Source organism: Salinicoccus jeotgali (genome assembly GCF_055379195.1).
Genome location: NZ_AP043830.1, coordinates 1,201,087 through 1,214,835, shown reverse-complemented (window position 1 = coordinate 1,214,835; position 13,749 = coordinate 1,201,087). Strand labels below are relative to the sequence as shown.

Annotated in this window: 15 protein-coding genes; 4 read left to right on the top strand and 11 right to left on the bottom strand. The window is 43.4% G+C overall.

Features of this window, described 5'->3' with window-relative positions:
• Window positions 1-7: 7 nt before the first annotated feature.
• From ccsB to ACZ43I_RS06075, 6 genes are all read right to left on the bottom strand, one after another.
• Complete coding sequence (ccsB, locus tag ACZ43I_RS06100; protein WP_344702926.1) at window positions 8-1,207, bottom strand: c-type cytochrome biogenesis protein CcsB; 1,200 nt, start codon at window positions 1,205-1,207, stop codon at window positions 8-10.
• Between the two features lie 5 nt (window positions 1,208-1,212).
• On the bottom strand, window positions 1,213-2,844 hold the full coding sequence (locus ACZ43I_RS06095; RefSeq protein WP_344702924.1) for a cytochrome c biogenesis protein ResB: 1,632 nt from the start codon (window positions 2,842-2,844) through the stop codon (window positions 1,213-1,215).
• A 12-nt stretch (window positions 2,845-2,856) separates the two neighbouring features.
• The gene (locus ACZ43I_RS06090; protein WP_344702922.1) at window positions 2,857-3,387 is read right to left on the bottom strand and encodes a redoxin domain-containing protein; all 531 of its coding nucleotides are present in this window, start codon (window positions 3,385-3,387) and stop codon (window positions 2,857-2,859) included.
• An 87-nt stretch (window positions 3,388-3,474) separates the two neighbouring features.
• The gene (locus tag ACZ43I_RS06085) at window positions 3,475-4,200 is read right to left on the bottom strand and encodes a pseudouridine synthase (protein ID WP_344702920.1); all 726 of its coding nucleotides are present in this window, start codon (window positions 4,198-4,200) and stop codon (window positions 3,475-3,477) included.
• Window positions 4,200-4,733 carry an SMC-Scp complex subunit ScpB gene (scpB, locus tag ACZ43I_RS06080; protein WP_344702918.1) on the bottom strand — a complete coding sequence of 178 codons (534 nt, stop codon included), beginning with the start codon at window positions 4,731-4,733 and terminating at the stop codon, window positions 4,200-4,202. The genes ACZ43I_RS06085 and scpB overlap by 1 nt, the downstream gene beginning before the upstream one ends.
• Complete coding sequence (locus tag ACZ43I_RS06075; protein ID WP_344702916.1) at window positions 4,733-5,446, bottom strand: segregation and condensation protein A; 714 nt, start codon at window positions 5,444-5,446, stop codon at window positions 4,733-4,735. The genes scpB and ACZ43I_RS06075 overlap by 1 nt, the downstream gene beginning before the upstream one ends.
• Before the next feature lie 31 nt (window positions 5,447-5,477).
• On the opposite strand from ACZ43I_RS06075, the gene ACZ43I_RS06070 reads away from it, so the two are divergent.
• Window positions 5,478-6,005 carry a DUF309 domain-containing protein gene (locus ACZ43I_RS06070; RefSeq protein ID WP_344702914.1) on the top strand — a complete coding sequence of 176 codons (528 nt, stop codon included), beginning with the start codon at window positions 5,478-5,480 and terminating at the stop codon, window positions 6,003-6,005.
• A 79-nt stretch (window positions 6,006-6,084) separates the two neighbouring features.
• Here ACZ43I_RS06070 and deoB read toward each other — a convergent pair whose 3' ends face one another.
• The 4 genes from deoB to ACZ43I_RS06050 all read right to left on the bottom strand — a co-directional run bounded on the left by deoB (window position 6,085) and on the right by ACZ43I_RS06050 (window position 9,247).
• Window positions 6,085-7,269: a phosphopentomutase gene (deoB, locus tag ACZ43I_RS06065; protein WP_344702912.1), complete on the bottom strand. Its 1,185-nt coding sequence runs from the start codon at window positions 7,267-7,269 to the stop codon at window positions 6,085-6,087.
• An 8-nt stretch (window positions 7,270-7,277) separates the two neighbouring features.
• A complete protein-coding gene (gene xerD, locus ACZ43I_RS06060) occupies window positions 7,278-8,168 on the bottom strand; it encodes a site-specific tyrosine recombinase XerD (RefSeq protein ID WP_344702910.1) in 891 nt (296 codons plus the stop codon).
• Window positions 8,165-8,617, bottom strand: coding sequence for a ferric iron uptake transcriptional regulator (fur, locus tag ACZ43I_RS06055; RefSeq protein ID WP_344702908.1), 453 nt, complete (start codon window positions 8,615-8,617; stop codon window positions 8,165-8,167). The genes xerD and fur overlap by 4 nt, the downstream gene beginning before the upstream one ends.
• A 75-nt stretch (window positions 8,618-8,692) precedes the next feature.
• A complete protein-coding gene (locus tag ACZ43I_RS06050; RefSeq protein WP_344702906.1) occupies window positions 8,693-9,247 on the bottom strand; it encodes an NUDIX hydrolase in 555 nt (184 codons plus the stop codon).
• A 163-nt stretch (window positions 9,248-9,410) separates the two neighbouring features.
• On the opposite strand from ACZ43I_RS06050, the gene ACZ43I_RS06045 reads away from it, so the two are divergent.
• Window positions 9,411-10,325, top strand: a complete 915-nt coding sequence (locus ACZ43I_RS06045; RefSeq protein WP_344702904.1) for an aldo/keto reductase — start codon at window positions 9,411-9,413, stop codon at window positions 10,323-10,325.
• Window positions 10,322-11,242: an alpha/beta hydrolase gene (locus tag ACZ43I_RS06040; protein ID WP_344702902.1), complete on the top strand. Its 921-nt coding sequence runs from the start codon at window positions 10,322-10,324 to the stop codon at window positions 11,240-11,242. Before ACZ43I_RS06045 ends, ACZ43I_RS06040 begins: the two co-directional genes overlap by 4 nt.
• On the opposite strand, the gene ACZ43I_RS06035 is transcribed toward ACZ43I_RS06040, so the two are convergent.
• Window positions 11,217-12,143 carry an MBL fold metallo-hydrolase gene (locus tag ACZ43I_RS06035; RefSeq protein WP_344702900.1) on the bottom strand — a complete coding sequence of 309 codons (927 nt, stop codon included), beginning with the start codon at window positions 12,141-12,143 and terminating at the stop codon, window positions 11,217-11,219. The genes ACZ43I_RS06040 and ACZ43I_RS06035 overlap by 26 nt on opposite strands.
• 115 nt (window positions 12,144-12,258) lie before the next feature.
• Between ACZ43I_RS06035 and zwf the strand changes: the two genes are divergently transcribed.
• Window positions 12,259-13,740, top strand: coding sequence for a glucose-6-phosphate dehydrogenase (zwf, locus tag ACZ43I_RS06030; protein ID WP_344702898.1), 1,482 nt, complete (start codon window positions 12,259-12,261; stop codon window positions 13,738-13,740).
• Window positions 13,741-13,749 lie beyond the last annotated feature (9 nt).

Here is a 13,749-nt window from a genome sequence, read left to right as displayed (position 1 = left end):
TTCCATTTTATGCATAAGAGTGTAGTCCTGCTACAAGTAAGTTGATTGCAATCAAGTTGAAGAGTATCAACAGGAAACCGATGATCGCAAGCCAAGCGGATTTTTCCCCTTCATATCCCCTATTCAACCTGAGGTGTAGGAAAATCGTATAGAACATAAAGGTGATGAAAGCCCATGTTTCCTTAGGATCCCAACCCCAGAATCTGCTCCATGCAATCTGGGCCCAGATTGCGGCGAAGAATATGCCACCGAGGGCGAAGACTGGGAAACCGATGATTACTGAACGATAACCAATTTCATCCATCAAATTCAGATCTGCTTTATTGGACCATGGCTTCAATGCTGCAATTATGCGTTTTCTTAAAATCAGGCGTACGATACCGTAGACGATCGTACCTAGAATCACTGACCAGATTACTGTATTGAGTTTCTGTGAATCAATGATCGGTGGCAAGTTTAGGCCACTATGGAAGTGTTCTGCTTCTTCATAATTATTATCACCAACATTTTCAACCGCCACGGCACCTTCAAAATTCACCAGGCTCGGAAGATGATATTCGGCCACTTGAGTCTGGCCTTGCTTATCTTGATAGATGAAGTCATCTTGGTAACCAATCACGTTCTGCATGATTATTGTAGTTGCGATGAAAGTGACGACGATGACAATACCTGCCATAATAGCTTCAAGGAATCTTGCCTGCCATGACTTTTCAGTTGCCGGAACTGCTTTTAAGAGATAAATCAACCCAGCTACTGCACTCATCGATAGTATACCATAGGCCAAGGTGACCGTGATGACGTGGATTGCAAGCCAACTACTCTGAAGTGCAGGTATAAGCGGCTCCACATCTCTTGAGAACATACTGCCGTAGGCCATCAGAAGTAAGGAAACCGGTAATGCGAAAAGACCGAATAAGGCACTTCTGAAATAGTAGTAGGTGATTAAATATCCTGCAATGAGCATGATTGCAAACATTGTAATGAATTCATACATATTCGATACTGGGGCGTGACCCTGTGCAATCCATCTTAATATGAAATAGGATAGTTGCATGGCAAACCCTATAATGATCATTATAAGAGCGATTTTTTCTGGCTTTTTAGATTTTGACTTGATGCTTGCTGCCAGGGGCAACAGTGCCACCAGATAAAGCAGAAATGCCGCATATAGCAATGTGCTGCTTAATGTAACTAATTGAGATGCCATAAATATTACTCCTCGTCTTTATCAGTTTGCGCAACATCCAACTTATCGGAAACGGGTTCCATACCGGTGGATGCAAGCACTTCGTTCAATTCTTTTTTCATACCGAAGTAATTTTTATTGGTATGTGCAGCCATCAACAGCCCATCATCAGTCCTTATCCATATGCGCCTATGGTTGATGTAAGAGCCAATTGCGAGTCCAATCAGGAAAATGACGAATCCAGTGGCAATCAATGGGATGGTGTGGTCTTTTTTAACCGTGAGCACAGTCGCGATATGCTCTTCTGCACCGACGAACCGAACGCTGTATTCGTTATTTTCGGTGATATCTGTACTGTTCATTATTTGCAGTAAGCTCAGCTCACTGTCATCTCCATCTGCAACTTCAAACACAAATGCTGGGTTTCTTGGGACCGGAGTCTCTGATATGAGTGTACCATTCTCAGCGACTTCGAGAAAATCAGGCGAGTAAGCCCGCATATTTACATTGATGTCTTCCGTGATCGGGAAAGTCGACTCCGGATTTTCGAGGTTCACTGTAAAGTTATCTCCGATAGTATTACCTGAAGCATCTTCGAGTCTGAAAGTCATCGATTTCATCTGTGAATTATCATAACTTGACTGATACACGTCATAAGAGTCGAAGCGGTACGGATGGTTCACTTGGATGCTAGACTCGTCAATCGCTTCCAAATCCGGTGCCGAACCCACTATGTCGGCACTTTTATTTTCATAAAAAGTGATGTCAGTCTGGAAATTGCTAATGACACTCGAGCCTTCAGCCAATGCTTTTTGGAAGACTTCACCATCATCTTTCTCATAAGTGTCGATGGTAAATTTTTCATTTTTAATATAATACTGCCCTTCGGTGGTCGGGATTTCTTCGGTCTCCCCCTCATTGATATAGAGAATTTCATCCACATACATCCCTGGGAAGAATCTTAGCATGCTACCGAGAAGAAGCAGAATCAGGCCTGTGTGGTTGATGTAAGGGCCGTATCTTGAGAGTCTGCCCTTTTCAAGCAGATAATTTCCGTCCTCTTCCCTCACCTTATATCTTTTTTTGGCAAGACCATCGACCAATTTCTTCACTTTACCAGCATCTTCATCCGTTGCAGAAAGCCTTTGTCTTCTGAAGAAAGTACTGTGTTTTTTAACTCTCTGATTCCTAAGCGACTTAAACAGCGGTATTCCCCTGTCTATGCTTGCAGCTATGATGGATAATGCAAGCATGCCATTTAGGATAAGGAACCACCAGGATGAATAGAGGTTATGGAAGCCGAGAGAGTAGTAAAGATACCCTAAAGAGCCGTAGTTTTCCTGATAATGTTCCGCTGGATCTACACCCATTGGGATGAAATATTCCTGAGGGAAGATTGTGCCGATCGCTGCTGCAACCGCGATTGCGAGTATGATGCTGACACCCACTTTGATTGAGGTGAAAAATATCCATATTTTATCAAATATACTCTTAGAGCGGGTTTTTGACCTTACGGCACTGCCATCATAACGCATCAAGTCTTTGATTTTGTCTTTGTCATAATCATTGTCGATCATTTTACCGCAGGACTGGCAAAGTTGGGTTCCGGGCGGATTGACATGCCCACATGATTCACATCGTATGTCCTTGAGCTTCATTTTAAATCCATCCTATTCTATGGAAGCCTCTATGAAGGAGGCGATATCCTCATGATTCAATTGGTATTCTTGTTTTTTAACCACTACTCCATCCTTATTGACGGCGATGGTTGTAGGGAGTGGTCCGATGTTATATGCATCGGTTACACTTTTTTCGCTGTCCAGTGCTATAGGGAATTGCAGCTCTGCATCCAAACCGGAAATGAATTGTCTGATCTGTTGTTGATTCTCACCGACATTGACTGCGATGATTTCATAATCTTCATGCCCATCTATGTAAAAATCATTCATATCAGGCATTTCTTCACGGCACGGCTTGCACCATGTGCCCCAGAAGTTCAGGATCACACCTTTTTCAGCAGTTAATTCAGAAAGTTGGATGGTTTCACCTTCCAGTGTCGACAGTTTGAAATCTGTAGCTTCGTCGCCGACATTCACAGTTTTTGTGCCTGAGGTCAGATTGAACCACAGCGTGATACCGATAAGTAGCGTAATCAGTATTATGATGCTGACCCTGAGCACGTTCCTGGTACTCTTCTTCATTTATTTCACCTACCTATCCCTATACATAATGTCCATTATAGCATCATATAATTTAAGCCTACATGACAGTATTATGACAATTCTGTTCTATCTGGATTTGGCATTGGCGATCAATTTTTTGACTTCATGCGGCTTGAGGAAACGATACTCCCCTTCGCTCAGGCCATCCAAAGTCAAAAAGTCATAGTTGATGCGTGTCAATTTCACAACGTTGAGACCGAAATGTTCAAACATCCGTCTAACTTGACGGTTACGCCCTTCGTGTATGGTGAGCTCAAGGATCATGTTCTTATTATTCTTGTCCCTAATGACTTTAAGTTTTGCAGGAGCTGTCAGCCCATCATCGAGTCTGATTCCTTCCCTCATCATTTTTTGCTGTTCCCTCTTTAGGATGCCATCGACTTTGACCCTGTATATTTTGCTCATTTCATATTTCGGATGCGTCATGTACTGCGTGAATTCTCCATCATTCGTCAACAGAAGGATACCGGAAGTATCATAATCGAGCCGCCCTACAGGATATAGGCGGACATCCATTTGCTGGAAGGCATCTGTAACTGTTCTGCGCTGCCTGTCATCTTCGACGGCAGAAATTTCGCCACCTGGTTTGTAATAGAGGATATAGACTTTCTCCTCAGTTTCAAGTGGCACGCCATCCACCTCTATCTTATCGGAATCAACCACTTTACTGCCGAGTTCCGATACTGTCTTGCCATTGACTTTGACACGCCCTTCCTTTATCAGGTCCTCAGCCTTTCTCCTAGATGTATAACCACTGTTTGCAATTGCTTTTTGTAGACGCATTTCTTCCATTATTCTTCCTCCTTCATGTTATCAAAAAATAAGTCGATTTCTTCTTGTTCTGAGATATCCGCTTGTGTAGGGAGTTCTTCCAAATCGGTCAATCCGAAAAGCTGTAGAAAATAATCTGTCGTTATGAAATGGGCCGCCCGCGCATCTTGTATGTTCTTTTTGGCAATCAACCCCTTACTCAGCAAGGTGCTGACAGGCCCATCAGAATTGATTCCTCTCATCACTTCAATATCCCCTCTTGAAAGGGGTTGGTTATAGGCAATTATGGATAGGACTTCAAGCGCAGCTTGTGACAGTTTCTGTTTTGGGCGGTCGCTGAGTACGCGTTCTACATACTTCTCCATCGCTTGGGATGTCTTTAGAAAGTATTTGTACCCATGCTTTTGAATGATGAAATTCGGTTTATCGTAATTATCCGTCACTCTCTCCAATTGTTCCTTAGTAATGGGAACATGCATGATCAGTTGTTCTTCTTCCAAGCCTATATCACCTGCAATGTACAACAGCCCTTCTATAATTTCAATTTTTTCCATTACTCCAACAGCCTCTCAATTTTATAATCTCCTCCCTGCACCCTATATATCCTCATTTGGCCTTCCTTGACGTAGTCCAACAGTACTATGAATACAGCTACAACTTTGGATCTTGATTCATCAAAGTTGAAGAGTTCATGAAACGCAAGTGAGTCGCGATCTGTGAAATGCGCGCCAATGAACGACTCGGCCATTTTACGTGTGTATCGTTCATGGTTGATGACAATGTTCTTTGGCTGATCTAATGCAACCCTCGACCGTACTTTTTGATAGGCGACAAGGAGTTCAGATATCGAAACATCCATCTCGTCTTCTGACACATCCACTTCTTCATACTCTTCTGGCGGCTTGATATACAAGCGTTCACTCTCTTGCTTCATCATGGAAAGCTGTTCTGCATATTGTTTGAAATTTTGATATTCAATCAGTTGCTCCATCAATGATTCTCTTGGATCTTCGAACGGTTCCTCAGCGTATATGGGTTCGGGAAGAAGTGTGTGACTCTTGATTTTCAGCAGTTCACTGGCCATAAGCAAATATTCGCTTGCGACGTTGATCTCAAGTTCTTTCATTTCTTCAATGTATTCCATATACTGGCGGGTGAGCACCTTCATCGGTATATCATAGATATCAATTTCCAATTCTTTGATCAGATGAAGAAGGAGATCGAGAGGCCCTTCGAATACATCGAGGCGCACTTTATAACCATCCATAAAATAACCTCAATTGTTAGGAGCTGGCACAATGGAACGTACACAACTCTTAGATTTCTATAACGAACTCATTATAAAGCAAGATTACTTCGAATGCCATGAAATCATGGAGAGTCACTGGAAATCGAAGCCTGTCTTGACTAAACATGATCCGGAAGTCTTTCTTATTTTGGTAGCAGTTGCAGAATACCATTACAGGCAAGGAAATACAGCAGGGGCCGAACGTTCCTATAGCCGAGCCATCGCACTTTATGATGCGCATGAATATGACCTTTTTTCTTTAGGCATGACTGAAATTCTTATCACAATGATTCACGAAAGAAAGAAGCATATTAAAACCATACCCTTCACCCCCTTGCAATTCCCCCTCACCGATGAGACATGGTCGCACCTGCACGCCATGCAGGATCCATCGACTCCTATCGGGACATTCAGGGAGATGGCCATAAATAGATTCGTACAGGAAGAAGGAATCGTGTTTAAGCATAGGCTCAGGGATCGTTCGGATGTAATTTCAGACCGGAACGCTGCCATTAAAAAAAGAAAACATCAAAAGTGATGTTTTCTATAGCACCATGACCCAATATCCAATCCCCCATGCGAGTGCCGCCAAGACAATCAGAATGAAGGTGAACTTTTTATTTCGCATGTGAGACAATCTCTTCAAACAGGCTTTTGCCATGCGTTTTATACTCAATGTTGAAGTTTTCGGCGATGGTGGCTGCCAAGTCGCTGAAAGTCTCGGAATTGCGCAGTGCTTTATAGTTCATATCTTTTCCAGATTTAATCAGGAGAGGCACTGACTCCCTTGTGTGGTCGGTACCTTTGAACGTAGGGTCATTTCCGTGGTCAGCTGTAATGATGAGCAGATCGTCAGCCGCCAATCTGGAAACGATTTCCGGTAGCCTATCATCAAAAGCTTTCAACGCTTTGCTGTAGCCTTCTGAGTCTCTCCTATGGCCATAGAGTGCATCAAAATCAACCAGATTGAGGAAAGAAAGACCTGTGAAATCACGATCCATGACTTCGAGCAGCTTATCGATGCCATCTTCATTATTCTTTGTTCTGACAGCATCTGTCACACCGGAGCCTGTGAAGATATCGTTGATTTTGCCTATGGCGATTACATCATTACCATTATCATCAAGCGCGTTCAGCACAGTTCTGCCGAAAGGTTCAAGCGCGTAGTCGTGTCTGTTTTCAGTACGTTTGAAGTCGTGTTTCGACTCCCCGATAAATGGCCTTGCAATGATGCGGCCCACCAGGAAATCCGGGTCAAGTGTCATCGCCCTGACCTTTTCACAAATCTCGTAGAGTTCTTCAAGAGGCACAACATCTTCGTGAGCCGCAATCTGAAGGACGGGGTCATTGGATGTGTAGATGATCAAGTCGCCTGTTTTCAATTGATGCTCGCCATATTCCTTTATGATATCCGTACCACTTGCCGGTTTGTTCCCTAAAATGTCACGGCCTGTTGCTTCCCGGATTCTATCCAGCAGAGCTTCAGGGAAACCATCTGGGTATACTTTAAAGGGTTTTTTGATATCAAGACCGGCGATTTCCCAGTGGCCTGTCATAGTGTCCTTGCCTTGTGATACTTCATCCATTTTACTGTGGAATGCTTCAGTATCCTCCGGGCAATCGATGTCTGGCAATGCGTCTATGCATCCCAGACCGAACTTTTCCAAGTTTGGGAGTTCTACAGGATATTGCTCGAGTGTATGTTTTAGTGTATGCGACCCTTCATCCCCAAAATCTTTGGCATCATGCTGAGCTCCGATTCCAACAGAATCAAGTACTACCAGGTGTATTCTTTTAAACATGCTATCTCCTACTTTCTTGGATGGAATTGTTTGTACATTTCCCTGATCTTTACGGTCGAAATTTGTGCGTAGATTTGAGTGGTGCTGATATCGGAATGCCCCAACATCTCTTGCACGGCTCTTAAGTCAGCACCATTCTCAACAAGGTGGGTGGCGAAAGAATGCCTGAAGGTATGCGGCGTGATGTTCTTTCCAATGCCGCTCAGCACTTCATATTTCTTTATCGTCTTCCATAGTCCTTGGCGGGTGAAGCCCTTTCCCCTATTCGTCAAAAAAAGTATATCGGTATTCTTATCCTTAAGTAATGACAATCGTCCTGATGAAATATGTGAGTCAAGAAGATCGCCTACATAGTCTGTAATCGGTACGATACGCTCCTTGTCGCCTTTTCCTTTTACGCGGATGAAGCCAAGATTCGTATTGATATCATTTGTCTTGATGTCGATCAATTCACTGACCCGGAGCCCTGAAGCATAGAGTAGTTCCATCATGGCACGGTCCCTTCTGCCCGCAATCGAGTCGTCGGGAGTGGATAGTAGTGTTTCCATCTCTTCAACAGTCAAGTAGACAGGTAAGGTCTTGCCTTTCCTTATGGATTGGAGGCGTAGTGCCGGATTATGTGCGGTGATATCATCATTCACCAGGAACTGATGGAAGTTTTTCAGTGTAGACTGCATGCGCGATAAAGTTTTGGCGCTTTTACCTTGACCATCCAACATCTTGAGGAATTGAATCAGGAATTCGGTGTCGAGCCGATTCAAGTCATCTATGGCGGAGTCATTCAAATAAGTCTGATATTTTTTAAGATCTTGATGGTAAGATTCGATTGAAGATTGGCTCAGACCTTTTTCCACTCTCAGAAAGAGGAGATATTCATCGATGTATGCGTCGAAATTCATTTTTTTCGGCTTCTTTCCTGACAATCCCGGCATACGCCGTGGAAGGTCAAGCGATGGTCCAGAACTTTAAAGTTATAATCATTCTCAACTATCTTCTCCACGTCGCCAAGCAGGTCTTCTTCAATTTCCTCAACTGCGCCACATTCCATGCAGACAAGATGGTGATGGAAGTGTTCAGCCCCTTCTTTGCGGAGGTCATAACGGCTGACCCCGTCCCCGAAATTGATCTTATCGAGCACTTTCAGCTCACTTAGAAGTTCCAATGTACGATAGACGGTCGCCAAGCCGATTTCCGGGTATTTATCTTTCACTTTAAGAAAGACATCCTCTGCACTCAGATGATCCCTTTCATTTTCGAGCAGGACCCGCACCGTGACTTCCCTCTGAGGGGTCAGTTTGTATTGGGCACCCTGCAGTGTCTCTTTGATTCTTTGAATCCTATTTTCCACGGGTTCACCCACTTTGTAATATAATCACAGACATTATAACGGATTTGTATAAAATTTTAAAGGTGTTTAAAATGATTATAAATTGTGGGTGGCCAACACATGTTGAACTGCGACGATTGTTTTGGCATCTTTGAATGCCCCACTTTCGAGTTCCACCCTCAGTTGATCGAGATCGATCTTCACAATGTCGAGGAATTCATCATCGTCCAGTTTCTGCGGCTTGAAGGATACATCTGCCGCTTCATAAAGATGGACATATTCATTGGAAAATCCAGGAGACACATAGAAAGACTGAATTTTTTTCAGTTCCCCGGCGGTCCCGCCAACTTCCTCCCTCAGCTCTTTTCTAGCCGTTTCAATAGGTGCTTCGCCTTCCTCGATTTTGCCTGCCGGGATTTCGAGCAGGAATTCTTCCGTTGAGACCCTGTATTGTCTGACAAACAGCATCTGGTTGTCCTGTACCGCAATCAGACATACCGCACCCTTATGATAGACGATCTCCCTATCAGCTTCGGCGCCGTTCGGCAATTTCACCCGACTGTGGTCCACTTTAATTACTTTGCCGTCAAAAATTCGTTCGCTTGAAATCAGTTTTTCTTTAAGGTGATCATATTGTTGGTCATTATCCATTTCATTACGCTCCATTATTGAGTTCTTTTAAAACCATATGTTTATATTAACACACGTATGGCCTGCCATATAGTTTTCAGACGTATGAATAAAGGCAAATATGTGCAACTTGGGCGTCTGAATTGGTATAATCAAATCACATATTCAATGGAGGGAGAACCATATGCGACAACTAAATTTAAAAGATGGATTGAACATTTCCGAGTTTTCCTTGGGATGTATGAATCTGCCACTCGACGATAAAAATGAGATGGAGAAAATCATTCAATTTGCATTGGAGTCGGGGATCACCCATTTTGACACTGCCGATCTCTATCAGTTCGGGAAAAACGAACAGGAATTGGGCAAAATACTGAATGTTTTCCGCTCTACCTATGATTTCACCATCGCGACAAAGGGAGGAAATGAATTCGATCAGAAGACCCAGGAGAAAATAGGATGGAACCCTACCCCAAAGCATATCAAATCAGCCATAAAAGACTCGATGCACCGTCTTGGAGTAGATCACATTGATCTATACCAACTTCATGGTGGCACCATTGAAGATAATAAAGACGAGACCATCAGTGCATTTGACGATCTGAAGCAGGAAGGGTTGATCACAAGCTACGGCATATCATCGATACGGCTGAACGTCATCGACTATTACTTGCGCCACAGCGACATGTCGACAATCATGATGCAGTTCAACCCATTGGATAACCGCCCATTGGAAGTTTCAAATTCCCTTAAAGAAGATGTTGCGATCCTGGCACGCGGACCAGTCATGAAGGGCGCCCTCAGCAGTAGCTGGAGAAGTGTCATTGAAGAAAAATTCCCTGATGGGTTCCTCGATTATTCCTGCGAAGATCTGAAAGGGAGCCTGGAACGTCTGAGTGAAGTGGAAGATGATTTAACCGCTTTGTCCTATGCGTTCCTGAGATATAATGAAGCTGCCATAGTCAATGGGGTGAGCAGTCTGAAACAGCTGGAGTCGAATATCGAAAGCTACAATAAAATGCCAGACCTGTCACAGGAAGAATATAAGGCAGTTCTCGATGCGGTGAAAATAATCAAATATGAGGAGCATCGTGCATGAGGAGTTTCATAAAATGGGGAGTCGGACTATCAGGCTCCCTTCTCGTATTACTTATCTCACTTGGCTATTACGCTTCAAGCCAAATCCTTTTCTTTAAACTGCGGGATGTCGAGATCATCAAACGCAGGGAAACGCGTGCTAAGAGGCTCGATATGAACGAATTCAAAAAGCTTCCGCAAGATGATATCCTCATATCTTCTAAATTCGACTACAGCATCAATGCCATCTTCACCCACCCTAACGAAACAAACAAATGGGTGGTCTTGTGCCATGGCGTGACGGAGAATAAAATAAGTTCCATAAAATACCTCAATATGTTCACAGATATGGGCTACAATTGCGTAATCTACGATGCGAGGCGACATGGGAACACAGGTGGACTCCATTCGACTTACGGCTTCTACGAAAAATATGATCTAGAGACAGTGATAGAATACCTTTTTGACCACTACGGACCTGATATACAGGTGGGTGTGCACGGAGAATCCATGGGAGCGGCCACCATGCTGCTCTATGCAGGTGAATTATCGAATCGCGCTGAATTCTATATATCGGATGCTTCATTTTCCACTTTTGGAGATGAACTCACCCACATCTTCAGCCAATATACAAAAATTGGATCCCCTCTAGTACTCATATTCACAAATATATTCTTCCGCCTGAGAAGCCGATTCTCACTCTTTAAAGTTTCCCCACACCGGGTGGTGGACAACATCAGGCAACCGATACTCTTCATCCATTCAAAACCTGATAAATTCATCCCATATACGCACACAAAAGAACTGTATAAAAGAAAAAAGGCGCCTAAGGCAGCCTGGTATCCCGATCGGGGTGGTCACGTTGAAAGCTTCAACCGAAACCCTGAAAAATATCGGCAGGTAATCACTAGCTTCATTGCGAATCACGTGGGATGGTGATTTCCATGAAGTCATAGGCTAGCAGCATGTTTTCAGGTAGCGTGCTACTGATGCTGTTGATCTGCTCCTGATCATATCGATTGCTGATATGACTGAATATGAGCTTTCCATATGAAATGGATGAAAAGTTTTTTTGTACTTCTGACATTTCGGAATGGTAGTAAAGATGTGCTTTTTCGCCCTCTCCATCGAGATATGTTGCCTCATGGACGATAAGGTCTGATCCATCAACCAAATCCAAGTAATCCGGATGCTGAATCACCCTTGTATCACCATGGACTGCCACTTTTCTGCCTTCTGTCGGGGGATTCATGAATTCTGACGTATTGTATATCTGTCCATCAAATTCAAAAGTGTCCGACTGTTTTATCTCTTTATAGAACGGGCCAGGCTGTATGCCAAGTCGCTTCAATTGTTCATCTTTTAGGGCGCCTGGCTTGTCTGGTTCAATGAATACATAAAGGTAGCTCTCAATGGCGTGGTCCAGCAGATAGGATTTCACTTTGAAACCATCTGCGTCAAACTCCATATTATGTGCAACCTCTATATAGTGAATCGGATAGTTCAAATGTGAAGCGCTTGTCCTTAAGGTCAGCTCCACCCACTCCTTCAAGCCGGCAGGTGCATAAATATATAAAGGCACCCCTTCCCCGCCCTGGTGGGCACGAGAAGAGAGAAACCCCGGCAGGCCGAAGATATGATCTCCATGGAGGTGGGTGATGAAGATGTGTTTGATTTTAGCCGGTCGTATCGTTGTGCTCATGATGCGATGCTGTAGTGCTTCAGAAGCATCAATGAGGAAATATTGGTTGAGTTCCTCGACCACATCCAATATATAACTTTGGGTATTTCTTGATTTCGAAGGTATGCCCGCACCGGAGCCGAGTATTTTAAATTTCATGCAATCACCTATCATTAAATGTTGGTTCATTATATCATAGTTATGGAGTTGTGTTTTTCAGAATACAGTGGAATAATAATATAAGAAAATTTTTGATAAAAGGACTTGTTTGCATATGACCCAATCATTTAAAGCATCCATCGCATTGTTTGGCGCTACGGGGGATCTTTCCAGAAGAAAACTTCTGCCATCCATGTTCCATCTGTTCCAGGAAGGTTCATTGACACATGATTTCGCCATATTGGCGATAGGACGTAAAGATATGAATGATGAAGACTTCAGGGAAGTGGTACGCATTTCCCTGCAGGACAACGAAAAGCTGGAAAGTCTCGAAGGGCTGGACTCCTTTTTGAGCTGCATTCATTATGTGCAGGTAGATATTACCGATGTCGATAGCTATTCGACATTGAAGGATAAATTTGAGAGTGTAGAGGCGTCCATCGACACAGAGGGGAACAGATTGTTCTATTTGGCGATGCCTCCTCAATTCTTTACGGTCATTACGGATAATCTACGACGTTCAGGTGTCACAGAGACCAAAGGTTATAAGAGACTGATAATCGAAAAGCCATTCGGCAGGGATTATGAAAGTGCCTATAGACTGAACGAGGACATCTCCAAAACATTTGAAGAACATGAAATATACAGAATAGATCACTATTTGGGGAAAGAGATGGTGCAAAACATTGAAGTCATCCGGTTCAGCAATAGTTTGTTCGAACCACTGTGGAACAACCACTACATCTCAAATATCCAAATCACCTCATCCGAATCCTTAGGTGTACTTGGTCGTGGTGAATATTACGAAAGAAGTGGCGCAGTCCGGGATATGTTCCAAAACCATATGATGCAGATCGTCTCACTTCTTGGCATGGAACCCCCGATCAGTTTAAGCAGTGATGATATACGGGACGAAAAGATAAAAGTTTTGAAGAGCATTAGGAAAATAGATAAAAAGGATGTAAAGAATCATTTTGTACGCGGTCAATATGATGAAGGAAGAGTAGATGGTGAGTATGTATGCAAATACAGGGATGAAGAAGATGTCAGCGAAACCTCCAACACTCCGACCTTCATTGCCGCCCGTCTCTTCATAGATAACTTCAGATGGGCAGGCGTCCCTTTCTATATCCGTACCGGCAAGAGGATGAGGAATAAGGAGACGAAAATCGTTGTGGAATTTAAAGAGGTGCCAAAAAACCTGTATTATCAAAACGAGCAGGACGATGTACTCTCTAAAAACCTTCTCATTTTACGCATCCAGCCTGACGAAAGCATCTCTTTGCAACTTAACGTCAAAGACCATGGCAGTGAAAAGGATACAAAGGAGATTAAACTCTCCTATGCAATCGACAATAAAGACCTTGCGCGTACAGTAGATGCGTATGAGAATCTGATATATGACTGTCTGAACGGGGACGCAGCAAACTTTACCCACTATGAAGAGTTGATGAATGCCTGGCAATTTGTAGATTCGATTAACCAGGTATGGGAGTCTGACATCGCTCCGTTCCCAAACTACAGGGCAGGCTCTGATGGTCCTGTAAAAAGCAATCTGCTCCTCTCGAAAGATGGGTTCAAATGGTGGAATGTATAGAAATGAAGT

Bases quoted from the DNA above. Each gene is read 5' to 3' on its own strand.
- ACZ43I_RS06050 (WP_344702906.1), bottom strand. From the start codon at position 9,247: ATGGATAATGACCAACAATATGATCACCTTAAAGAAAAACTGATTTCA.
- ccsB (WP_344702926.1), bottom strand. From the start codon at position 1,207: ATGGCATCTCAATTAGTTACATTAAGCAGCACATTGCTATATGCGGCA.
- ACZ43I_RS06035 (WP_344702900.1), bottom strand. From the start codon at position 12,143: ATGAAATTTAAAATACTCGGCTCCGGTGCGGGCATACCTTCGAAATCA.
- ACZ43I_RS06090 (WP_344702922.1), bottom strand. From the start codon at position 3,387: ATGAAGAAGAGTACCAGGAACGTGCTCAGGGTCAGCATCATAATACTG.
- ACZ43I_RS06095 (WP_344702924.1), bottom strand. From the start codon at position 2,844: ATGAAGCTCAAGGACATACGATGTGAATCATGTGGGCATGTCAATCCG.
- ACZ43I_RS06070 (WP_344702914.1), top strand. From the start codon at position 5,478: ATGGAACGTACACAACTCTTAGATTTCTATAACGAACTCATTATAAAG.
- ACZ43I_RS06085 (WP_344702920.1), bottom strand. From the start codon at position 4,200: ATGGAAGAAATGCGTCTACAAAAAGCAATTGCAAACAGTGGTTATACA.
- ACZ43I_RS06040 (WP_344702902.1), top strand. From the start codon at position 10,322: ATGAGGAGTTTCATAAAATGGGGAGTCGGACTATCAGGCTCCCTTCTC.
- xerD (WP_344702910.1), bottom strand. From the start codon at position 8,168: ATGAATTTCGACGCATACATCGATGAATATCTCCTCTTTCTGAGAGTG.
- ACZ43I_RS06045 (WP_344702904.1), top strand. From the start codon at position 9,411: ATGCGACAACTAAATTTAAAAGATGGATTGAACATTTCCGAGTTTTCC.
- zwf (WP_344702898.1), top strand. From the start codon at position 12,259: ATGACCCAATCATTTAAAGCATCCATCGCATTGTTTGGCGCTACGGGG.
- ACZ43I_RS06075 (WP_344702916.1), bottom strand. From the start codon at position 5,446: ATGGATGGTTATAAAGTGCGCCTCGATGTATTCGAAGGGCCTCTCGAT.
- deoB (WP_344702912.1), bottom strand. From the start codon at position 7,269: ATGTTTAAAAGAATACACCTGGTAGTACTTGATTCTGTTGGAATCGGA.
- scpB (WP_344702918.1), bottom strand. From the start codon at position 4,733: ATGGAAAAAATTGAAATTATAGAAGGGCTGTTGTACATTGCAGGTGAT.